This window comes from Embleya sp. NBC_00888 (assembly GCF_045207655.1).
Taxonomy (GTDB): domain Bacteria; phylum Actinomycetota; class Actinomycetes; order Streptomycetales; family Streptomycetaceae; genus Embleya.
On the sequence record NZ_CP108785.1, the window covers coordinates 1241519 to 1261777 of the forward strand.

Here is a 20259-nt window from a genome sequence, read left to right on the forward strand (position 1 = left end):
TACGGAGGCACGATGGAGCACAGCGGCGGAGGCGATCCCCGCGAGACCCTGCGCCTGCTGTGGCGGCAAGAGAAGGCCAGGTCAGGCCGTGGCAGGCCACCCAAGATCACGCTGTCCGGAATCATCGCCGCGGCGATCTCGGTGGCCGACGCGGACGGCATCGACGCCATGACCATGGACAGGGTGGCCGCCGCCCTCGGCGTCGGGACGATGACGCCGTACACGCACGTCCCCGGCAAGGCCGAACTGATCGACCTCATGGTCGACGCCGCCTGGCAGTCCCTGGACCTCTCCGATTCCGGCTCGTGGCGCGCTCAGGTCACGCACTACGCCCACCAGACCGTCGCCCTGTACGCCCGGCACCCGTGGCTGCGCACCGTATCCACCGTTCGCCCTCCCCTGGGCCCAGGCCTGTTCGCCCGGCAGAACCACCTGTTGGCCGCACTGTCCCAAACGGACCTGTCGCCGCCCGAGGTGTCGGCCGCGGTCGACGCGATCGTCACCTTCGTCGACGCCGCCGCGGCAGCCCAAGCCGAACACGTGCAGGCCTCCGCCGTGAGCGGCGAGTCCGAGGACGACTGGTGGTCCGCCCGCCAGGTCTTCTGGGACGAGGTCTTCGACCCGGCCCGCTACCCCGCCATCGCCCGTTCGTGGGCCGACGGCGGCTTCGACCGCAACGCCGCCCAGGCCAGGGCAAACGCCTTCGACTTCGGCCTGCGCGCCCTGCTCGACGGCATCACCGCCATGGCCTCCGCCGACGAACGCCGGTACGACCGTCGGCATGGAAGGGCTGACTGACCCGGTCGAGGACAACGCCGTCCGCGGTGCGGAGGCCGCGGCGCGGGCAGCCCGGAGTCTTCGTCCGCGAGCGAACCATTGACCGCGCCGGTGCCGCCCGCCCCCGCGACATGGCTGCGGATCCGAGAGGCGTGGGTCGGCGACCGGCTCGGGCCGCGGCGCACGAGGTCGGTGATGGCCTCGGCCATGGGGTTGTCGAGGTAGGGCAGGCAGTCCCAGAGGATGTTGCCGTCGGCGGTACGCGGCAGGAGCGCGCGCCGCCGATGGCGATCCACTCCGTGGTGCCGACAACGAGGACGCCGGGGCCCTGTTCGGCGAACTTCGCGGTGTGGCCTGCGGCGCGCAGCTCAACGAGGGTGGTCCACTGCCGGCCGCCGTCGGCGACGTCCTGGCATTCGTCCTGGCATTCGTCCTGGCATTCGTCCTGGCATTCGTCCTGGCAGACCGAGCAGACCGAGCAGACCGGGCAGACCGGCCAGTCGGGGCGGGCGTCGGCGTACCGGGCGTCGCCGGCGGCACACATGGCGAGGTGGGCGCCGGGATGGGTGCGCCGGGCCGGCGCGGCGGCGGGTGCGGGCGTGGTGCGCGTGCGGTGTCAGGCACGGGGGCCAGCGGTGAGGTCGGTGGTCGGGTGCGCCTGGGCGGGCCGCCAGCCCAGCAGGCGGACGGCGCGGTCGCCGGAAACGGTCTGGTCGAGCGCGAGGGCCTGGGCGAACGGAAGGCCGAGGGTTTCGGCGGCCTGTTCGAGCGGCCAGGGTTCGGCGCGGCCGATACCGCCCGCCGCGAGGTCGGCGGCGGCGGCGAGCGCGGGGGTACCGACGGAGTCGACGGCGACGCCGTGCCAGAGGGTGCCTGCGTCGGCTTTGGTGAGGACGAGGCCGTAGAGAGCGGCGAGGTCGTCGACGTGGACCATCGGCCAGCGGGTGCCGGGCGTTCCCACGTAGCGGCCGGTGCCGTGCTCCTTGGCCCACGCGAGCATGAGGGCGGGTATGCCGCCGCCGTGGCCGTAGGCGATGCCGGGCCGGATGACGCTGGTGCGAACGTCGTGGCGGGCGGCGTCCAGGACCTGCTGCTCGATACGGGGGCGGTAGCCGACGATGTCGATCGCGTTGGTGGGGGTGTCCTCGGTGGCGGGGCGGTCGCCGGTGGCGCCGAGCACCCAGATGCCGCTGGTGTAGAGGAAGGCGCGGTGGGTACCGCGGAGCGGTGCGGTGAGGGCGTCGACGGCGGCGGCGTCGGCCTGTTCGTCGCCGGTGGGAGTGGCGAGGTTGACGACGGCATCGATGTCGTCGGTTACGGCGGTACGCAGGCTGTCCGGATCGGTGAGGTCGCCGATGCGCACGTCGAGGCCGGGTTCGGACGGAAGAGCGGTGCGGGTCTTGAGGAATGGGACGACGGTGTGGCCGTCGTCGATGAGCCGCCGGGTGACGGCGGTGCCGATGTAGCCGGTGGAGCCGAGGACGAGAACCTTCATGATGTGCCTCCGGTTCGTGTGGGGCGTGGGTCGATCGGGTGATCGGCGCTGTGAGGATGACGCTGGGGACGTGCGCGAGGTGCGGCGGATCCGTCGAATGACAGGAGCGGGTACGGGGGTTGCCGGCGGTCGTCCGGGCATCCGGGCGTCCAGCCGCCCGGCCGTCCGGTCGTCCGGTCGTTGTGCCGACAAGGGCGCGGAGTCGGTCGGTCGGCCAGTCGAGGAGGCCCGATGCGGGGCACGGTGGTTCCATTCGGCTGTTTCTCCGGTGCGGCGAGGCGCGGTGCCAGGCGGCGCGGACCCACCGGGATCCGCCGGACAGGGCCTTGCGGCACCAACGGCCGAATTCACCGTCTACCGCCGGTTGCACGGCAATTGCCCCGGACCCGACGCCCTCCAGGCCCCGGCCGGTGTGTTCGGCCACCGGATCGGGCGCCCGGTACGCGCACCGGAACCGGGCTTCGCCCCCCCGCGTCACGGCCTTGGAAACGACGTTGCCGTTCCCGGCCTCCGGCGAAGGCCGCGGGGGAGGCGTCGAAGGTCGGGATCATCCCCGCGCGGGCGGGCCGAGGGGGGCTTCAGTGCCCGGCGGGTGCGGTGTCCTCGCCCTCGCCGTGCCGTCGGCGCGCCCGGAACTCGTCGCCCTTGCGCGCGCTCCAGGCGTAGAGCGCGGTTCTGGCCGGCAGGAGCACGCTGCAGGCCGGAAAGATGAGCGCCGGGAACAGCCACACCTCGACGCCGTTCCCGCCCATCACCGACCGGACGATCACCGTCACGACGTACGCGGCTGCCCCCGCGCCGAGCCACCACTTCCACGCGCTCCTGCTGGGGCCCTCGGTGGGCCGGGTCGAATCCTCGTCCGCCCGGGTGCTCACCGGCTGCCCGTTCCTCTTGCGCCACAGGGCCCGAATCAGGAAAGCCCCACCGAAAACGGCGAGGATCACCCCCAGCAGCCCCCACTCCATCGGCGACTCCGGTACCCCTCGGGCGTACTCGTTCACATCCCCACCTCCGTGGTCGATCCTGTGACGCAGGTCGGCCGAACATCTGCCCAGGGCACCAAGGGCCACACCCACTACGGGAGTTGCGGCCGATCAACAAACACGTACCGCGGGCGGAACCCACCGAGGAAACGACTGCCGACGGCGTGGCACGACGCGTGGCCCGGTCTGTCGCCCCACATGCCCCGAAGCGCTGATGACGTCCGAAGCGCGTGAGCACTGGCGGGCGTTGGTGAGCCGCGTGCCGGGCAGCGCGGCCCGCCGCGAACGTTCACCGCGCACGATCCACGTGAGCTGCACCCGGTTGATGCGGACGAGTCGTTACAGCTTGTGGGCGCGTCTGCGGGAGTTGCCGAACGAGCGTGGACTCATCCCGGCCGACGCGGTTCTCGTCTACCTTTTCCCCAGCGGCGAGACCGAGTTCGGCACCGTCGTGTCGGACGGCGGCCCGGTCTACTCGTTCGACGTGCGCTACAACCGCGAGAACCCGGGCAGTGAGCGTGCGGCGGACATCGAGCGGTGGTTCGACATCACCGATCAGTGGCAACGGGAGCCCTTTTTCCTCCGAGACAGCCGACGCCTTCCTGTGGAAACCTCCGCTGCGGCGCACCCGGCTGACCGGGCCCGGCAGCACACTCCTCCGCCGGTCGGACCACGAAATCCCGACCGCCGACGACGTCACATGAGACGACCACGGCGACACGATCCCAGCCGACAACAAGCCGCCGCCGAACGGCTCCGAGGGACAAGTGCCCACTCCCCCACCGGGGCCCGGCCGGAGCCGGTGGGGATCCGGTCGACACGGGTGGCGAGGGCGACATCGACGGGGAGCACGATTGCGGGCATCCCCGCCCGTACCCCGCACCCGGCCCCGCCATCCGAAGCCGGGATCGCGCGCCGCCGCGGTTCACCGGTTGGCGGGGTCCGACGGCCCGGCACGCCGGAAGGACGCGGGTGTGGAGGCGAAGTGGCCTCCCAGCGACCGACGTTCGATGGCCTCGCGTTCCGGGGGCGACAGGTCGAGATGCGCGGCGAACAGTTCCAGCGTCTCGACCGAAACGGGCCCGGCCCCGCAGCCTTGGATCCGTGCGACGCCGTGATCGCGCAACCGCTGAAGCGCGGTCTCGCGCCGCAACCACTCGTCGGGGTCGGTGGGAAACGGATCGGGATCGGTCAGTCCCATGCCACATCCTCGATGTCCGGAAGCAGTGGGCTCGACACGCTACGCCACCACACCGACACGACCCGCGGGGAATGGGGCGCCGTTGACGGACGTGTCATGAGCCCCGGATGGGTTGGGGTTGGGATCGGCCCGGCCGACCGCACCCGTACGGCGATGAAGTGCACCACACCGCACGGGTGCGGTTCGGGAGAGCGAAGTCGGCCCGCAGGGACGCGCCTTCACCCGGATGTTGTCCGGGTGGCCCGGGCGATGTGTGGCGTTCGGGTGAATTTCCGGCATGCGCGCTGCCTGCGCCCGCCCGGGTCGTTGAGTCGGGAGAGGGCGCGCCGGGATCGGCCGGTGTCCCTGTGGATAAGGGAGAGTTCGTGAGTTCGTTCAGGAAGATCACTGTCCTGATGGCCGGCACTGCCGCGGTCGTGATGGCGGGCGCGGGGGCGGCCCACGCCGAGGCCGAGGCGGACGGCGCCGCGGTCGGTTCCCCGGGCGTGGCCTCCGGCAACAACATCCAGGTCCCGGTGCACGTGCCGGTCAACCTGTGCGGCAACACCGTCAACATCGTCGGCGTACTCAACCCGACCATCGGCAACACCTGCCTGAACATCGACAACGTCGACCACGACGGCGGCCACAAGCAGAGCGGCCACCACCAGGCACCCCAGCACGGCGGACACCAGGGCTGACCCATGAGTGCCGGGCCGCCGAACAGCGGCCGGGCACACCTCGGTCCCGACCGAAGACACGCGCCGATTCGGCCGACTCCTCCACGGACCGAATCGCGTGGCACCTCCGGCCCTCGCGCCTGCATCCCGCGAGGGCCGGAGTTCGCCGGACCCGACACGCCCGCGGGTCGAGGACACGACCCGACGCGGACAACCCCGCATCCGAACCATCCATCCGGACGAGCAATTCCCGTGCACGGAACGGGCCTTGGCCCGAATCGCCGCTCTCTGGGCAGGCAACCTGGCGGAACCGCCGACGTCGGTCGTTTCTCAGGAAGACATCGACGTAGCGGCTGGGCCTGGAGCGCCCGTCCGCACCGGCGGGATCTCGGGGGCGATGTTGGCCGTACGCCATGACCACGCACGAGAAACCCGCCGTGAAGCCCCGGAACGAGAGCGCCGCCGGCCGTGTCGACGCCGACCACCGCGGTTGCTCCCCTCCGCGCACGCCACCGGGTTCGTGAACGCCACCAGGGCGCCCGCAACGCAATCGCGCACACGGTGAGACCGACGGGGCGCGATCCGCCTCCCCCACGACCACGCGACCCAAGCCGGGACACGACGCTCGGCGTCTCGTCGCGTGGGCCCGAACTCACCGCTCGAATCGACGCCGATCCCCACCCCCGACGGCGTCGAGATTCGCGGCGGGGGCGACACCCGCGATCTCCTGGTGTTCCAACGTCCGGCGAACGGCGGCGGCTACGGACCACGCCCGATCAGCCTGCCGACCACCCCCTGGACCGTCGAAATTCCGTCATGACGCCCTGCTCTACGCGGGTTCGGACGACTTCGTCGAGCGCACGGCGGGGTTCGTACGCGAGGGGGTTGGCCGCGGACGCGGCGGTCGCGGTCGCGGTCGCGGTGATTCACCCCCGGGCGGGTGCCTTGCCACCCTGCCCGGCCCCGCCGTGCCCCCCGCGCCCGACCACGGGCGAAGGCTCGCGTTCCGTTCCGGTGAACTCGCCGCCGTCCGAACGCTGGTCCGCCGGGAACTGTCGGATGCCCCCGTCCGCCGGTCAACCAGGCGCTGCCGGCGATCGGCGAGATCGCGGGCAACAGCATCGTGCACGGAGGGGGCGGCGGCCTCACCCTGTGGCGGCAGGACACGTTCGTGATCTGCGACGTCCAGGACAAGGGCCACGTCCTCGACCCGCTCGCGGGACGGCATCGCCCCACCGCCGCCCAGGACGGCGGACGCGGACTGTGGATCGCCAACCAGATCTGCGACCTGTTCCAGATCCGCTCGACCGAGACCGGAACCGCCACACGCCTGCGGGTGAACATCTCCGGGTAGTCACAGCAGGGAGGCGCCGGTCCCTGGCGCCGACCGCGCCGGTTGCTCCGGTGATGGGCAGCCGAGCAATCGGTGGCAGGTCCAGCAGGTCCAGGGTTTGCAGAGCGGTCGAGCGGCCGGACCCGGAGCGGCAACCCGGCCGCTTCGAAGCGGATGCACGTCGCGGGCGGGTGCGCCGGCGCCGTCCCTCGGTGTCCTCATGGCGGACACCGGCCACACCGAAGGGCCGGCTCGTCGTAGCCTGCCTCCATGATCGACGTCGCCGCTTTGACCCCGTCCGAAGCCGTCGAGCTGCTGCTGGCCGGCAACCGGCGCTTCGTGGACGGCACTCCACAACATCCGAACCAGAACGCCGCGCGCCGCGCGCAGACCGCACCCGGCCAGCGCCCGTTCGCGGTGCTCTTCGGCTGTTCGGACTCGCGCCTGGCCGCCGAGATCATCTTCGACCGGGGCCTGGGTGACCTGTTCGTCGTACGCACCGCGGGCCACGTGGCGGGTCCGGAGGTCCTGGGCAGCATCGAATACGGCGTGAGCGTCCTGGACTGCCCGCTGGTCGTGGTGCTCGGGCACGACTCGTGCGGCGCGGTCGCGGCCGCCCGTGCCGCCGTGACCGACGGTGTCGCCGCCACCGGGTACGTACGCGACGTCATCGAACGCGTCACCCCCAGCATCCTGGCCGCCCGCGCGGCCGGGCTCACCCGCGACGACGACATCATCGCCGAGCACATACGGCACAGTGTCGACCTGCTCATGGACCGTTCCCGGGAACTCGCCGAGCGCGTCGCCGCAGGACGGACGGCCGTGGTGGGCCTGTCCTACCGGCTGGCCGACGGCAGCGCGCGGCTCGTCACGGCCCACGGCCTGCCCGCCGAAGCGGCGGTCCCGAGCCCGGACGCCTGAACGGCACCCCACACGTACGGCAATACCGATACCCGCGGTCGGCGAGAACGCCGCCGGCCTGCCGTCCCGTGCGGTCCAAGACCGGGAGCCGGGTGGACTCGCACATGCCGTCGACCGCCTGCGAGGAGGGGGCGGACATGGATGGCCGATACCCGCGACGGAACCCGGGACGTTCCTCGGCCGCAGTCCCAGGGCTGTCCTCCCCGGACCGGGGTGAGCGCAGGTCTTCGGCGCAGTCGGTCGGTGACGCGTGACGCCGACGGATGGCCACGACGGACGTGCGACGTTCGCGATACCGGATGCGCGGTAGAGATGACGGCGTCGCCCGATGTCTCGCCCATCGGCCTCCCCGGCGTGCGTTCGACAGGGAGTAGGCGTCAATAGCGGAAGGTGCGGGCCCGCATCATCTGCCGCAGGCGCTCGTTGCGTGTGCGTCGGGGTCGCACGCGTGCCCGCAGCGCACGCGCTTCGGCCAGTTCGCGTAGGAACACCGCCCGCCTCCGGCGTCGTTCCGCTTGGTCCCGCCGGCGTTGAGCCGCCGACGTTCGGCGTTCCGGTGGTGTCCGGCCTGCCGGGCTGTCCATCGCTCACACTCCAGGATCTCGCTGGGGCGTCGTGGGCTGCCCGGATTCCACCTCGGATACGCCGCGCACGACCCACGCCAACGTCGCTGTCCTGCCCGAAAATCCGACGATCAGTCGCCCCGGCGAACCGAGTCGACGGTGTCCCACGCACCGTCGCGGTGTGGTCGGGGGGTCAGTGGGGTTGCTCGCCGAGGATGGAGGCGCGCTCCATCACGCGCATGTTGGGGTGGTAGTCGTTGGTCGCGTAGTGCGCGGTGGCGCGGTTGTCCCAGAGGGCGACCGAGTCCGGTTCCCAGCGGAACCGGACCTGGTATTCGGGGTACGTGGCTTGCTTGAACAGCAAGGCGAGCAGGGCCTCGCTCTCGTGGTCGGGCAGACCGACGATGTGGTGGGTGAAGACCTCGTTGACGAACAAGGTCTTGCGCCCGGTCGCCGGGTGTGTGCGCACGACGGGGTGTTCCACCGGTGGGTACTGCTCGCGCATGACGGTGAAACGCTCCGGCGACATGGTCATGCCGAAGGAGAACGCGAAGTCGTGGACGGCGCTGAGACCCTCGATGCGTTCCTGGACGTCGGCGGGCAGGTTGTCGTAGGCGGCGGCCAGGTCGGCCCACAGGGTGTCGCCGCCGTGCGGGGGCACTTCGACAGCGCGTAGCACCGAGCCCAGGGCCGGTTCCTGGCGCCATGTCACGTCGGTGTGCCAGATGTTCTCGACCCCGACCGTGGCGGCGTCCTTGGCGAATCGCACGACTTCCGGCACCTCGCCCTGCGCGAGGAACGGGTGCACCTCCAGCTCGCCCCACAGCCGCGCGAACGCCCGATGCTGGGCGGAGGTGATGGGCTGGTCGCGGAAGAACAGCACCTTCCACTCCAACAGCGCCCGGTCCAACTCGGTGAACACTTCGGGTCGCACAGGATCTCGAAGGTCGACTCCTCGGATCTCGGCGCCGATCAGCGGCCCGCACGGGCGCAGCTCGAACATCGTGTACGGGGCGGACTCGGCACCGGACGGAAGGCGGCGCAGGACGCGGGGGCCGAGGGCGGTACGTCGTTCACCGACGCGGTTGCGGACGGTGGTCATCGGAGTCCTCCGTGGGTGGTCGGGGTGCGGCGGCGGTCGGTGTGGCCACCGCTCCCGGTGCGCAGGCCGCCGAGGTCGACGCCGTCGGCTGCGACACACGGGGCCACGCGTTGCCGCTCGGACGGCGAAGAAGAGGTTCCTATAGGTTCGATCATCTCCCGTCGGAGGAGGGGCTCCGACCCACGCGTGAGGGAGTTCGCATGGCCTCGATCCACCACACCACCATGACGCCCGGCAAGCTGGAACTGCTCACCGCCTGGCTGCCGAAGCAGAGCTGGTACGTGGGCGACGGACGAACGCCGGAACTGGTCAATTCCGGCGGGTTCCGTCTGGACGACCCGCAGGGCGCGGTCGGGATCGAGTTCATGATCGTGGTGGACACGACCGCGCAGGATCCGGTGGCGTACGCGGTGCCGATGGGCTACCGCGGCGCAGCCCTGGAGGGCGTCCCCGACGAGGCGCTGATCGGGACCGCCGAGCACGGGGTGCTCGGCACGCGGTGGATCTACGACGGCGTCCACGACCCCGTGGTGACGGCGCAGTTGCGCGCGCTCCTGCGCGGCGAGGCGACGGCGCAGCACCAGAGCGACAGCGACACCCCCGATCCGACCGTCACCGTGCACGGAACCGGCCCCGACGACGGGTTCGTGGTTCGGGTCAACCGCGTCCTGCGCCCCGCCGAGGCCGCGCAGAGCTCGTCCGGACACCTGGTCGCCGGATGGACCCGGCCGAACGGAACGGCCGCACGAGGCGTCGTCGCGACCGTTGCGCCGAACGACTCACTTCACCCCGGGTCCGACCGATGAGGTGATCCGAGCGCGCCTCCGACCCGGTCGGCGAACAGCGCGTACGGGGACGGGGACGGCGACGTCCGTGCTCCCTGATTCTCTACCGCGCGTGGGCGATCCGATGAGAGAGCCATGCGAGTGCGGGCGGCATCCGGTACTCCACGGCGTGGTGTCCTCCCTCGAACAACTCGAAGCGTACGACGTCCTCATCCACTCCGGCCTCGGCGAGGGCATCGCGGAACGCCTGTGCCCCCAAGTCGAGGAACCATTCGTCACGGGTGCCCGCGTCGATCCAGATCGCCCGCTGGGATCGCAGTGCCTCGGCGTGCGATGGCGCCATCCTCACCGGGTCCCAGTCCAGCCAGCGCTGCCAGATCTCCGGCCGGAGTGCGCCCGTGCGCGGGTCGAAGGGCAACTGTGGCGTGCCGTCCGGAGCGGGCGAGAAGCAGGCCGAGACGCCGAGCAGTTCGAGCAGTCTCAGGTCCTCGTCCTTGGTGAAGGCCACTCGCGAGCGGAAGTCGTCCCACCAGCGGAAGATGTCGCCGTCGTATGTTCTCAACTGGCGTGCCGCCATGAGGAAATGAGGGATGTACTGGGCCTCCGACAAGGAATCGCCCGAGTGTGTCGCGAACGCGCCGAACAGGTCGGGCCGGAGCATCGATGTCATCATCGCGCCGAGCCCGCCGCTCGATTTCCCGGCCGGCGCCCGGTGATCGCGGTCGGCGAGCGACCGGTAGTGGGCATCGACCCACGGCACGATCTCCTCGCACAGATATGAGTGGTAGCGGCCGGTCCCCGGCGAGTCGATGTACTGGCTGCCGCCGTAGGTGGTCCAGGTGTCGACGAACACCAGAATCATCGGCGGCGCCTCGCCGCGGGCGAAGATCCCGTCGACGAGTTCGGGCACCGGCCGGCGGTAGGGGGTCTGGTTGCGCCACACCGGGAGGGTTCCGGCGTAGCCGAGCAGCAGATAGGCGACGGGGTAGCGGCGTCCGGCATCGGTGTCGTAGCCGGGTGGGGTGTAGACCCACAACGGCCTCTGCGTCGCGTCTCCCAGGGGATTGTCGCGCAACAGGACGCTGTCGATGACGTGCTCGTCGATGCGGCCTGCGAGCGGGGTGGGCCATGGGGCCATCGGAACCTCCTCGGGACGGGAGCCTCGACATTACTACGATTTCAAATTATATGAATCGGTAGTACTTGCCTTATGCTGGCGCCATGGACACGACGCACGGCCACCTCCCGTCTGCCGACTCGGTCGACCGGCACATCGCTCACTGGAAGCACGAGGTTCCCGATCTGGACCCGATGGTCGAGGGCGTCGTCACCCGGATGCAGATGCTGGTGCGCCATCTCCAGCGCCGAAAGGAAGCAGGGCTCACCCAACGCGAGTTGAAGATGTGGGAATACGAGATCCTCTGGCGGCTGCGCTCCGCCGGCGAGCCGTACCGGATGACGCCGACACGGCTCGCAGAAGGCCTGGACATCCATCCGGCGACACTCACGAGCCGGCTGGACCGGCTGGCAAAGTCCGGCTACGTGACCCGGGAGCACACCCCGGAAGACCGCCGGAGCCTGCTCGTGACGCTGACCGACAAGGGACACGAGGCCTGGTCATCCACGATCGGCGATCAGCTGGCGACCGAGAACGCGCTACTGGCCCCGCTGAGCGGAGCGGAACGGGAGCAACTCGTGGCACTGCTGCGAAAGATCACCTTGATGGCGGAGTCGGGTGGCCCACCACTGATGCCGACTCTCGACTGAACACATCCGCGGACTCGACAAGCTGCTTTCCGGCGGCGCAACACGCGCACGGCGCGGGCGCCGCATCAGCACGTGGCGTCGATCCGCATGGCACCGGCCAGGATCGAGAGGCACACAAGGCGCGGAAATTCACACGGTGACGACACCGGACGGCGGCGCGGGCATCGACAGCCGCGCGGACACCGTCGTATACGAAGCAGCACGACGGGTCGAGCACCTCGGGTGCGAACGCCGGGCCGAGAACGCGCCGTTCCGGGCGGCCGCCTCCTCGTCCCTTCGGTCGCTGCTCGTCACCGCGACCCTGCGGCCACCAGCGTCGCGGTGATGGATTCGAGCTCGGTGACCAGCTCGTCGAGCTCGGCGGGAGAGAGGGCGTCGTACGGCGGGGCGGCGAGCTCGTCGGTAAGGACTTCGATGCGTTGCTTGGTCTCCCGGCCGGCGTCGGTGAACCAGCCGTCGGCGTCGACGAGTCCGCGCTCGCGCAAGCCGTCCATGACCGCGGCCAGCCGCTCCTTCGGCAGGTGATGGATGCGCCCGAACGACTCCGGCGGATGGATGCCTTTCGCCGGCGCGTCGAGCACGTGCGCCTCCGTACCGCCGATGCGCGCGCCGACGAGAACGGCGACGTGCCCGTCACCGCGGTGCTCGCGCAGCATGGTCGCGGAATGCCACAGCCGGGCGACCGGATCGCTCGGCACCGGAAGGGCGCGCATCCCGGCGTACATCACCCGGCCTCCCGTGGGCGCGCTCGTCGCGGCCTTCGTGGTCAGGTCGGCGGCGCGCACCAGGCCCGGAGAGTCGGCCATGTCGTCGCCGAGGATCCGCCGTACGGAGGCCGCGCTGCCCCGCTCCCGCGCGGCGACGGACGCCTCGGGCGGGATCGACTCCCACGCGCTCGGGATGTGCCGGGCGGCCTCCCCGTCGGCGAAGTTGTAGAAGGCCGCGTGTACGACCTGCGCCGGCACCCGCCCCAGCGGCGCGGCTCGGCTCGCGAAGTAGCCGTCCCAGTAGGTGCGGTGGCCGAGCGCGGCCAGCTCCTCGTTGCACTCGTCGGCGAAGAAGGTGACCAGGCAGATCGGCTCCAGGAGCTCGAACATGCGACGGGCGCCTGTGGTCGCGCTGGCCCGCCGGGAGGTCGCCCACGTACGGATCGACAACGACGCGGCACTCGCCCACGCGGCCGTCGACCGGCACGAGGAACTCCCGCCGCACTGGCGGAACGCGGTGACCATGTCCGGCTACGGCCTGCGCGTCACCGCGGCCGAACTGGCCGAACTCACCGCGGCGATCGACGCCCTGCTCCGCCCCTTCATCGCGCCCACTCGCCAGGACGCGCCCGAGGACGCCCGGGTCGTACATCTGGGCCTGACCGCGCTGCGCACCCCGGAACCGCCGACATGAGCGCCCGATCGCCGCTGCGCGAACGGGACTTCGCGCTGCTGTGGAGCGGCGGTCTGATCGGCGATCTCGGCGACTGGATGTTGTTGGCGAGCCTGCCGGTGCATGTGTACACGCAAACCGGTTCGGCGACCGCGACCTCCACGGTCTTCCTGGCCGAATTGCTCCCGGCCCTGCTTGTCGCCCCGTTCGCCGGTGTCCTGGTCGACCGTTGGGACCGACGGCGGCTCCTGGTGCGGCTGGGACTGCTCCAGGCGCTCCTGCTCCTGCCCCTGCTCGCGGCCGGCGGCGCCGACCGGCTGTGGATCGTGTACGCGGTCGCCGCAGCGCAATCGTGCCTGGCCGGACTGGGCACGCCGGCCAAGGTCGCCCTGGTCCCGATGCTCCTCGGCCGGGACCGCGTCGCCGCCGCCAACTCGCTGAACGCCGTCGGCGACAACCTCGCCCGGCTGGTCGGCGCGCCCCTGGGCGGTTTGGCGATCCAACTCCTGGGCCTGCCCGGAGTGGTCACCGTCGACGCGGTGACGTTCGTGCTCGCTGCCGCGCTCACGGCCGGCATCCGCGGCCACGCCCGTCCCGAGCGTCCCCCGGTCGCACGCCCGGGAATGCTCGGCGAATGGCTCGACGGACTCCGGGTGGTCCGACGAAACCGCCCATTGCCCGCCGCCCTCGCGATCGGCGCGCTCGGGCAACTCGCCCAGGGCGTCTTCATGGTGCTGTTCGTCGTCTTCGTCCTGGACCACCTGCACGGCGACGGCACCGACGTGGGACTGCTGCGCGGTGTCCAGGCGATCGGCGGCGTACTGGGCGGCCTCGTACTCGGCGCAATCGGCGGCCGGATGCGCCCGCACATCCTCGTCGGCTCCGGCCTCATCGCGTTCGGCCTGATCTCCCTGACCACCTGGACCGCGCCCACCGTGAGCACCGCGATCGGCCTGTACGCCGGGCTGTTCGTCGCGGCGGGAGTCCCCGGCGTGGCGGCCTCGGCCGGCCTGCTGACGATCACTCAGACCCACACGCCCCCAACCCACATCGGCCGCGTTCTCGCCGGCGGGAACGCCTCGGCCGGCACCGCACAGGCGGTCGGCGTCCTGAGCGCGGGCACCCTCGCCGACCGCTACGGCACCCTCGCGCTGCTCGACGCCCAAGCCGGCCTGTACCTCCTCACCGGCCTCCTCGCCCTCACCACGCTGCGCCCACGCAACCCGCCCGTCCCGTCTCCCGCCCACACCGCCCGGCGCCACGATCGCGGCCCGCAATACGGCCAACCCCCCGACCTGCGATCCCCGCTCGAGCACCGCAACGTCGACGTGCTCGGCCGGTCCGGCTTCGGCACCTCCACCCCGGTCGCCGGCAGCCTGCGGCCACCGTGTGCCCCGGACTCCGCCGGGCCCGATGACGACGACGGCAGCACGGGGAAATGAGCACCACCGCCGGGCTCCCGCCAGGCTCAGAGGTCCAAACGACGCCGTGTCCACGCCGAGCTGAAGGAATCAACGCCGTAGCGAACCGAAGGGACCTGTAGAGCGACATCGCAGCGTCGACGATCCGGGACATCGCTCCCGGTGTGGCGGTGGCAGGAAGGGCCGTCCCGAGGAGAAGCAGCACGGCGTCAACCCGGAGGCCACCACCTGCGACTCCGGCACCAAGCAGCAGCTCACCACGTGAGAGCCGCACCCTCGGGTCGCTTCGCGGACCGACGGGCTCGCTGGACAACCACCGAGCGACCTACTTAGACTCACTGTCCAACAGTAGATAATAAATATAATGAAGCTGGGAGGACCTCATGGAACGCGTCGACGGTCCGGAGGCGGGCGCGCACGCGGACATGGTCGCCGCGACCCCCACCGAGGCGGACGAGCACCTCATCCGTGAGGTCGAAAGGATCGCTGTCGCGCTGGGCCGGATGTTTCCGGGCCTGTGCGAAGTGGTTCTGCACGATCTGCGGAATCCGCGGCATGCGATCCGGGCGATCGAGAACAACCTTTCCGGCCGCAAGGTCGGGGATTCGGTCACCGAGCTGGGCCTGGCCCGCATCGAGGACCCGAGCTACCCCAGTGTCATCCAGAACTACCCCAACCAATTCCCCGACGGCCGCCCGGTCAAGAGCACGTCCATCGGGATCAGGAACGCCACCGGCGAGTACGTCGCCGCCCTCTGCCTGAACCTGGACGTGTCGGTGCTGTCGCCGGTGACCCTCGCGTTGTCGAACCTCGTGGCCACCGACACCGAGCACCGCGACCAGCCCCTGGAATCCCTCCGGGACCGCAATGCCCGCGAGCTGCGCCGGGCGGTGGAGGAACTGGCCGCGGAGCGCGCGGCGGCCCCCCGGTCGCTGAGCAGGGAGAGCAAGCGGGCCCTCGTGCGGCAACTGCACCAGGAGGGCCACTTCGACTCGCGCGATGCCGCGCAGACCATCGCGGACCTGCTCGGCGTATCCCGGGCGACCGTCTACAACTACACCAAGTGAAGGGCGCCTCGTGACCGCCGCCGGCTCGACCACCCACCCCGTTCCCGCGTCCGCCTCCGGCCGGCCGGCGACCGCGCGCCGCCTGCTGTACGTCACCGAAGAGCAGACCGCCGCACTCGTCGACGAGGACCTGGCCATGGAAGCGGCCCGCACGGCGTTCGCCGCGACGGTGGACGGTACGTCCTTTCCCAGCCTCGCCGTGCACGGCTCCGACCCACGCAACCGGTTCACCCTCAAGCCATCCGCGTCCGCGACCCACGCCGGGGTGAAGATCGGCACCTACTGGCCGGACAACCCGGAACACGGGCTGCCGCGCCACCACTCCACTCTCCTGCTCTTCGACCAGACGAACGGCCGGATCGCGGTCGTCCTGGAGGTCGGCGGCGCGAACGCCTACCGAACCGCTGCCGCCGACGCCCTCGCCGTCGACCTGCTGGCCCGTACCGACAGCACCACGCTGGCGGTCTTCGGCACCGGCCACCAGGCGGCCTACGAGGTCGAGGCCGTCAGCCGCACACGGCCCGTCACCGAGGTCCTGGTCGTGGGACGCACCGCCGAGCGCGCCGAGCGGACGGCCGCGGCGCTGACCGCGAACGGACACCACGCCCGGAGCGTCGACGCCGAGGAAGCCTGCTCCCGGGCCGATGTGATCGTCACCGTCACCACCGCCACGACCGACGACCCGCCGCTGTTCGAGGCCGCCTGGGTCCGCCCCGGCACGCACATCTCCTGCATGGGCGCGGACGGCCCCGGCAAACGGGAACTCCCACCCGAACTGTTCGGGCGCGCCCGCGTCTTCTGTGACCTGCCCGAGCAGGCCCGCCGCATGGGCGAGAGCCGGCACGCCCCCGCGCGGACGGTCCTCACCCCGCTCGGCGAGGTCCTCACCGGCCACACCACGGGACGCATCGACGACAACGACATCACGGTCTTCGACAGCTCCGGAATCGGAGTGCAGGACCTGTACCTGGGCTTGGCCCTCCTGAAGAAGATGGACATCTCCCTGTGAGCAGCCCCGCAAGCGCCACCGGCCCCGAGACCACCCGGACCCTGGCCGACCCCGACACCCCGTTCGCCGTCGTCGACGTCCACAAGGCCCGGCGCAACATCGAGCGACTGGCGGCCCGGGCGGACCGGCTCGGGGTCGCCCTGCGCCCCCACGTGAAGACGGCCAAGAGCCTCGACGTCACCGGCCTCACGCACGACACGCCCTGCCCGGTCACCGTCTCCACCCTGGCCGAAGCCGAGGCGTTCGCCGACGGCGGCTACCTCGACATCACCTACGCCGTCGGCATCGACCCCCACAAACTCACGCGCGTCCTGGCGCTGCTGCGCCGCGGTGTCACCCTGCGGATCCTGCTGGACAGCGTCGAGCAGGCGGCATTCGTCGCCGAAGCCTCGCGCCGGGCCGGCGTTCCCATCCCCACTCAGATCGAGATCGACTGCGACGGCCACCGAGGCGGCGTCGAGCCCGACGCCCCCGTGCTCACCGAGATCGGCCGCATCCTGCACGACGCGGGATGTCTGGACGGCGTGCTGGCCCACGCGGGCGAGTCCTACTTCGCCTACACCGCCGAGGATCGGCGCCTGGCGGCGAAGAACGAACGCGACACCGCCGTCGCCGCGGCCGAGCGGCTGCGCGCCGCCGGAATGCCCGTGGCCACCGTCAGTGTCGGCTCCACCCCCACGGCCCACGCGGCCGAGAACCTCGACGGAGTCACCGAACTGCGCGCGGGGAACTACGTCTTCTTCGACCTGGTGATGGCCGGCATCGGCATCTGCCGGATCGAGGACCTCGCCCTGTCGGTCGTCGTCACCGTCATCGGCCACCGCCGCGAGCACGGGTGGATCGTCACCGACGGCGGCTGGATGGCCATGTCCCGCGACCGAGGCACCGCCGTCCAGTCGCGGGACCAGGGCTACGGCCTGGTCACCGACCTGGCCGGCAACCTCATATCGGGCCTGCTCATGACGGCCGCAAGCCAGGAACACGGCACCCTCACCGCCCGCGACGGCGCCCACCTGCCCGACCTGCCCGTCGGCACTCGACTGCGCATCCTGCCCAACCACGCCTGCGCCACCGCCGCCCAGCACCGCGGCTACCACGTGGTCGACAGCGCACTGACCACGAGCACGGCACCGACGATTCAGACCTTCTGGGAACGCGTGTCCGGCTGGTAGCCAACCGGGACCACGAAGGAGCCGCCCGCCCCACCGGGCGCGACTCCCCTGCGCGCACGCGATCGCACGGCCGAGCAGGCCGGGTCCGGTGGCGGAACGGCGAAAAGCCGCTCCACCACCGGACCCGCCTCGCGTGCCGACGGGCGAGGCACCCGGAGCGGACCGGGTCGACCTCTTCGCTCACACGTAGATGCGCCACCACGGTTGCCAGGAGCCGTCACTGAAGCACGAGGCGTAGATCAGGGTTTCGTTGAATATGCCCGGCTTCAGCCATACCTTGACGCACAGCATCCCGTACTGCGCCTTGGCGCCGAACATGTCGTCGGCGTGGAAGCCGTAAGGCATCTCTTTCCAGCCGCCGGAGCCGGCGTTGATGTGCCGGATCGTCCGGTCGGGCGCGACCACGAACGACTCGTCCACATTCCCGTCGTTGTTCCAGTCGGCATCCATCGTCCGGGTATCACAACGCTTGTACCCGGTGTGATCGAACCTCGTGACGGCGACAGAGGTGCACGTCGCCGCTTCCGAGCGAGCGGAGGTACCGGGGGCCGCCGTCACCGGTCCCGCCGCGACGGTCGCCAGGGCCGTCATGGCGGCCGCCGCCACACCGAGGCGTAAGGCAATGCGATGCATGAGCTCCTCCTTCAGGATCGGATGACTTGCGCGTACTTCGAGCTTCGAGACGTCGATGTCGCCGCGCGTTCCCGGCCGTGGAGCATGAGGCGTGGAGCGCTGTGCCCATCCGAGAGCCCGCCGCCCGCGACGTCCGGCCGGGCGCGCTCGCGAACGCGCGAGTCGACCCGGCTCCGTGCAGGCCAAGGTAGCGACGCCGCGAGCGTGATCGCCTTCGTCCGTGGTACCGCATCCGCCTCCACCCGACGCGGCAGCATCCGCGGGGATGTCGACCCCACGCCGTACACCCGCACGACAGGACCGAACTCCCGCCCGGATCGCGCGCCCGCGTCGCCGGCTCCGTCCGAGCGTCGTCGCGTGCCGCGCCGAGTGCTCGATGACGACGGCCCGCCGACGGATGATCCGGTCACGAGGGCGCGGGGCGGGCATGGCCCGCCGGGCCGTCCCCGAGCGCCCAAGTCGGCGACCTGAGCCATAAGTTCCGGTTTCCCGCCCCGCTCGTTGCATATTCATGCGGAGTGCAGCATACTCTTTCCATGTCCAAGGTTCTTACCTCTCTGCCCATCGGCGAACGTGTCGGCATCGCCTTCTCCGGTGGGCTCGACACCTCCGTCGCGGTCGCGTGGATGCGCGACAAGGGGGCCGTCCCGTGCACCTACACCGCTGACATCGGCCAGTACGACGAGCCGGACATCGCCTCGGTGCCCAGCCGTGCGTCGGCGTACGGCGCCGAGATCGCGCGCCTGGTCGACTGCCGTGCGGCGCTGGTCGAGGAGGGCTTGGCCGCACTCGCCTGCGGCGCGTTCCACATCCGCTCGGGCGGGCGGGCCTACTTCAACACGACGCCGCTCGGCCGCGCCGTCACCGGGACCCTGCTGGTCCGGGCGATGCTCGCCGACGACGTGCAGATCTGGGGCGACGGCTCGACGTTCAAGGGCAACGACATCGAGCGGTTCTACCGTTACGGTCTGCTCACCAACCCGAACCTGCGCATCTACAAGCCATGGCTCGACGCGGACTTCGTCTCCGAACTCGGCGGACGCAAGGAGATGTCGGAGTGGCTGCTCGCCCACGACCTCCCCTACCGCGACAGCACCGAGAAGGCCTATTCCACCGACGCCAACATCTGGGGCGCCACCCACGAGGCCAAGACCCTGGAACGCCTCGACACCGGCGTCGAGACCGTCGACCCGATCATGGGCGTGCGGTTCTGGGACCCCGAGGTCGAGATCGCCACCGAGGACGTGACGGTCACCTTCGCCCAAGGTCGCCCGGTGGCGATCAACGGCAAGGAGTTCGCCACCCCGGTCGACCTGGTGATGGAGGCGAACACCATCGGCGGACGCCACGGCATGGGCATGTCCGACCAGATCGAGAACCGGATCATCGAGGCCAAGAGCCGCGGCATCTACGAGGCCCCGGGCATGGCGCTGCTGCACGCCGCGTACGAGCGCCTGGTCAACGCGATCCACAACGAGGACACCCTCGCGCAGTACCACAACGAAGGCCGGCGTCTCGGTCGCCTCATGTACGAGGGCCGCTGGCTCGACCCCCAGGCACTGATGATCCGGGAGTCCCTGCAGCGCTGGGTGGGTACGGCGGTCACCGGTGAAGTGACGCTGCGGCTGCGGCGCGGCGAGGACTACTCGGTCATGGACACCTCCGGCCCGACGTTCAGCTACCACCCGGACAAGCTGTCCATGGAACGCACCGAAGACTCGGCGTTCGGCCCGGTGGACCGGATCGGCCAACTCACGATGCGCAACCTCGACATCGCCGACTCCCGCGCCAAACTGGAGCAATACGCCCTGCTCGGCATCGTCGGTCACACCCACGCGGCTCTCATCAGTGCCGCCCAGGACACCTCCACCGAGCTGATCGGTGCGATGCCGCAGGGCGGTGCCGAGGTCATCGCCTCCCGCGGCAGGGTCGAGAGCGACGGCGATCTCATGCTCGACCGTGCCGCCATGGAGTCGGGCACCGACTGACCG

At 70.9% G+C, this 20259-nt stretch carries 18 protein-coding genes and 1 pseudogene; 12 read left to right on the plus strand and 7 right to left on the minus strand.

Annotated features, from left to right (window positions below; genetic code table 11):
- Positions 1-12: 12 nt before the first annotated feature.
- Positions 13-798, plus strand: a complete 786-nt coding sequence (locus tag OG948_RS39680; RefSeq protein ID WP_331769831.1) for a TetR/AcrR family transcriptional regulator — start codon at positions 13-15, stop codon at positions 796-798.
- 595 nt (positions 799-1393) lie between these two features.
- On the opposite strand, the gene OG948_RS39685 is transcribed toward OG948_RS39680, so the two are convergent.
- The 3 genes from OG948_RS39685 to OG948_RS39695 all read right to left on the minus strand — a co-directional run bounded on the left by OG948_RS39685 (position 1394) and on the right by OG948_RS39695 (position 4456).
- Positions 1394-2272, minus strand: coding sequence for an NAD-dependent epimerase/dehydratase family protein (locus OG948_RS39685; RefSeq protein WP_331769832.1), 879 nt, complete (start codon positions 2270-2272; stop codon positions 1394-1396).
- A gap of 578 nt (positions 2273-2850) precedes the next feature.
- A complete protein-coding gene (locus OG948_RS39690) occupies positions 2851-3273 on the minus strand; it encodes a hypothetical protein (protein ID WP_331769833.1) in 423 nt (140 codons plus the stop codon).
- A gap of 907 nt (positions 3274-4180) precedes the next feature.
- Positions 4181-4456, minus strand: a complete 276-nt coding sequence (locus OG948_RS39695) for a hypothetical protein (RefSeq protein ID WP_331769834.1) — start codon at positions 4454-4456, stop codon at positions 4181-4183.
- Positions 4457-4821: 365 nt separating this feature from the next.
- Here OG948_RS39695 and OG948_RS39700 point away from each other — a divergent pair, with 365 nt between their 5' ends.
- The 3 genes and pseudogenes from OG948_RS39700 (at position 4822) to OG948_RS39710 (ending at position 7369) form a co-directional block, all read left to right on the plus strand.
- The gene (locus tag OG948_RS39700; protein WP_331769835.1) at positions 4822-5136 is read left to right on the plus strand and encodes a chaplin; all 315 of its coding nucleotides are present in this window, start codon (positions 4822-4824) and stop codon (positions 5134-5136) included.
- Between the two features lie 1048 nt (positions 5137-6184).
- Positions 6185-6469, plus strand: a pseudogene (locus OG948_RS39705) (ATP-binding protein); the annotation flags it as partial.
- 249 nt (positions 6470-6718) lie between these two features.
- A complete protein-coding gene (locus tag OG948_RS39710) occupies positions 6719-7369 on the plus strand; it encodes a carbonic anhydrase (protein ID WP_331769836.1) in 651 nt (216 codons plus the stop codon).
- A 756-nt stretch (positions 7370-8125) separates the two neighbouring features.
- On the opposite strand, the gene OG948_RS39715 is transcribed toward OG948_RS39710, so the two are convergent.
- Positions 8126-9034 carry a TauD/TfdA family dioxygenase gene (locus tag OG948_RS39715; RefSeq protein ID WP_331769837.1) on the minus strand — a complete coding sequence of 303 codons (909 nt, stop codon included), beginning with the start codon at positions 9032-9034 and terminating at the stop codon, positions 8126-8128.
- A gap of 200 nt (positions 9035-9234) precedes the next feature.
- Here OG948_RS39715 and OG948_RS39720 point away from each other — a divergent pair, with 200 nt between their 5' ends.
- A complete protein-coding gene (locus OG948_RS39720; RefSeq protein WP_331769838.1) occupies positions 9235-9840 on the plus strand; it encodes a maltokinase N-terminal cap-like domain-containing protein in 606 nt (201 codons plus the stop codon).
- 82 nt (positions 9841-9922) lie between these two features.
- On the opposite strand, the gene OG948_RS39725 is transcribed toward OG948_RS39720, so the two are convergent.
- Positions 9923-10957 carry an alpha/beta hydrolase-fold protein gene (locus OG948_RS39725; RefSeq protein ID WP_331769839.1) on the minus strand — a complete coding sequence of 345 codons (1035 nt, stop codon included), beginning with the start codon at positions 10955-10957 and terminating at the stop codon, positions 9923-9925.
- Between the two features lie 83 nt (positions 10958-11040).
- Between OG948_RS39725 and OG948_RS39730 the strand changes: the two genes are divergently transcribed.
- Positions 11041-11586 (plus strand): MarR family transcriptional regulator, encoded by a 546-nt coding sequence (locus OG948_RS39730; protein ID WP_331769840.1) that lies wholly within the window; start codon positions 11041-11043, stop codon positions 11584-11586.
- 290 nt (positions 11587-11876) lie between these two features.
- On the opposite strand, the gene OG948_RS39735 is transcribed toward OG948_RS39730, so the two are convergent.
- The gene (locus OG948_RS39735) at positions 11877-12683 is read right to left on the minus strand and encodes an SCO6745 family protein (protein ID WP_331769841.1); all 807 of its coding nucleotides are present in this window, start codon (positions 12681-12683) and stop codon (positions 11877-11879) included.
- On the opposite strand from OG948_RS39735, the gene OG948_RS39740 reads away from it, so the two are divergent.
- The 5 genes from OG948_RS39740 to OG948_RS39760 all read left to right on the plus strand — a co-directional run bounded on the left by OG948_RS39740 (position 12682) and on the right by OG948_RS39760 (position 17635).
- Complete coding sequence (locus OG948_RS39740) at positions 12682-12987, plus strand: hypothetical protein (protein ID WP_331769842.1); 306 nt, start codon at positions 12682-12684, stop codon at positions 12985-12987. The two genes, OG948_RS39735 and OG948_RS39740, sit on opposite strands and share 2 nt — an antisense overlap.
- Positions 12984-14408: an MFS transporter gene (locus OG948_RS39745; protein WP_331769843.1), complete on the plus strand. Its 1425-nt coding sequence runs from the start codon at positions 12984-12986 to the stop codon at positions 14406-14408. The genes OG948_RS39740 and OG948_RS39745 overlap by 4 nt, the downstream gene beginning before the upstream one ends.
- 404 nt (positions 14409-14812) lie before the next feature.
- Positions 14813-15454, plus strand: a complete 642-nt coding sequence (locus OG948_RS39750; protein ID WP_331773451.1) for a PAS domain-containing protein — start codon at positions 14813-14815, stop codon at positions 15452-15454.
- A gap of 10 nt (positions 15455-15464) precedes the next feature.
- Positions 15465-16463, plus strand: coding sequence for an ornithine cyclodeaminase family protein (locus OG948_RS39755; RefSeq protein ID WP_331769844.1), 999 nt, complete (start codon positions 15465-15467; stop codon positions 16461-16463).
- Positions 16460-17635 (plus strand): DSD1 family PLP-dependent enzyme, encoded by a 1176-nt coding sequence (locus OG948_RS39760; RefSeq protein ID WP_331769845.1) that lies wholly within the window; start codon positions 16460-16462, stop codon positions 17633-17635. The genes OG948_RS39755 and OG948_RS39760 overlap by 4 nt, the downstream gene beginning before the upstream one ends.
- A 180-nt stretch (positions 17636-17815) precedes the next feature.
- Here OG948_RS39760 and OG948_RS39765 read toward each other — a convergent pair whose 3' ends face one another.
- Positions 17816-18268, minus strand: coding sequence for a hypothetical protein (locus OG948_RS39765; protein ID WP_331769846.1), 453 nt, complete (start codon positions 18266-18268; stop codon positions 17816-17818).
- A 536-nt stretch (positions 18269-18804) separates the two neighbouring features.
- Between OG948_RS39765 and argG the strand changes: the two genes are divergently transcribed.
- A complete protein-coding gene (gene argG, locus OG948_RS39770; protein ID WP_331769847.1) occupies positions 18805-20256 on the plus strand; it encodes an argininosuccinate synthase in 1452 nt (483 codons plus the stop codon).
- The last annotated feature ends 3 nt before the right edge of the window (positions 20257-20259 follow it).

What these genes read in the sequence shown, in the direction of transcription:
- OG948_RS39710 (WP_331769836.1), top strand. Translation starts at nt 6,719, where the DNA reads ATGATCGACGTCGCCGCTTTGACCCCGTCCGAAGCCGTCGAGCTGCTG.
- OG948_RS39750 (WP_331773451.1), top strand. Translation starts at nt 14,813, where the DNA reads ATGGTCGCCGCGACCCCCACCGAGGCGGACGAGCACCTCATCCGTGAG.
- OG948_RS39720 (WP_331769838.1), top strand. Translation starts at nt 9,235, where the DNA reads ATGGCCTCGATCCACCACACCACCATGACGCCCGGCAAGCTGGAACTG.
- OG948_RS39715 (WP_331769837.1), bottom strand. Translation starts at nt 9,034, where the DNA reads ATGACCACCGTCCGCAACCGCGTCGGTGAACGACGTACCGCCCTCGGC.
- OG948_RS39680 (WP_331769831.1), top strand. Translation starts at nt 13, where the DNA reads ATGGAGCACAGCGGCGGAGGCGATCCCCGCGAGACCCTGCGCCTGCTG.
- OG948_RS39730 (WP_331769840.1), top strand. Translation starts at nt 11,041, where the DNA reads ATGGACACGACGCACGGCCACCTCCCGTCTGCCGACTCGGTCGACCGG.
- OG948_RS39740 (WP_331769842.1), top strand. Translation starts at nt 12,682, where the DNA reads ATGCGACGGGCGCCTGTGGTCGCGCTGGCCCGCCGGGAGGTCGCCCAC.
- OG948_RS39695 (WP_331769834.1), bottom strand. Translation starts at nt 4,456, where the DNA reads ATGGGACTGACCGATCCCGATCCGTTTCCCACCGACCCCGACGAGTGG.
- OG948_RS39685 (WP_331769832.1), bottom strand. Translation starts at nt 2,272, where the DNA reads ATGAAGGTTCTCGTCCTCGGCTCCACCGGCTACATCGGCACCGCCGTC.
- OG948_RS39725 (WP_331769839.1), bottom strand. Translation starts at nt 10,957, where the DNA reads ATGGCCCCATGGCCCACCCCGCTCGCAGGCCGCATCGACGAGCACGTC.
- OG948_RS39765 (WP_331769846.1), bottom strand. Translation starts at nt 18,268, where the DNA reads ATGCATCGCATTGCCTTACGCCTCGGTGTGGCGGCGGCCGCCATGACG.
- OG948_RS39735 (WP_331769841.1), bottom strand. Translation starts at nt 12,683, where the DNA reads ATGTTCGAGCTCCTGGAGCCGATCTGCCTGGTCACCTTCTTCGCCGAC.
- OG948_RS39745 (WP_331769843.1), top strand. Translation starts at nt 12,984, where the DNA reads ATGAGCGCCCGATCGCCGCTGCGCGAACGGGACTTCGCGCTGCTGTGG.
- argG (WP_331769847.1), top strand. Translation starts at nt 18,805, where the DNA reads ATGTCCAAGGTTCTTACCTCTCTGCCCATCGGCGAACGTGTCGGCATC.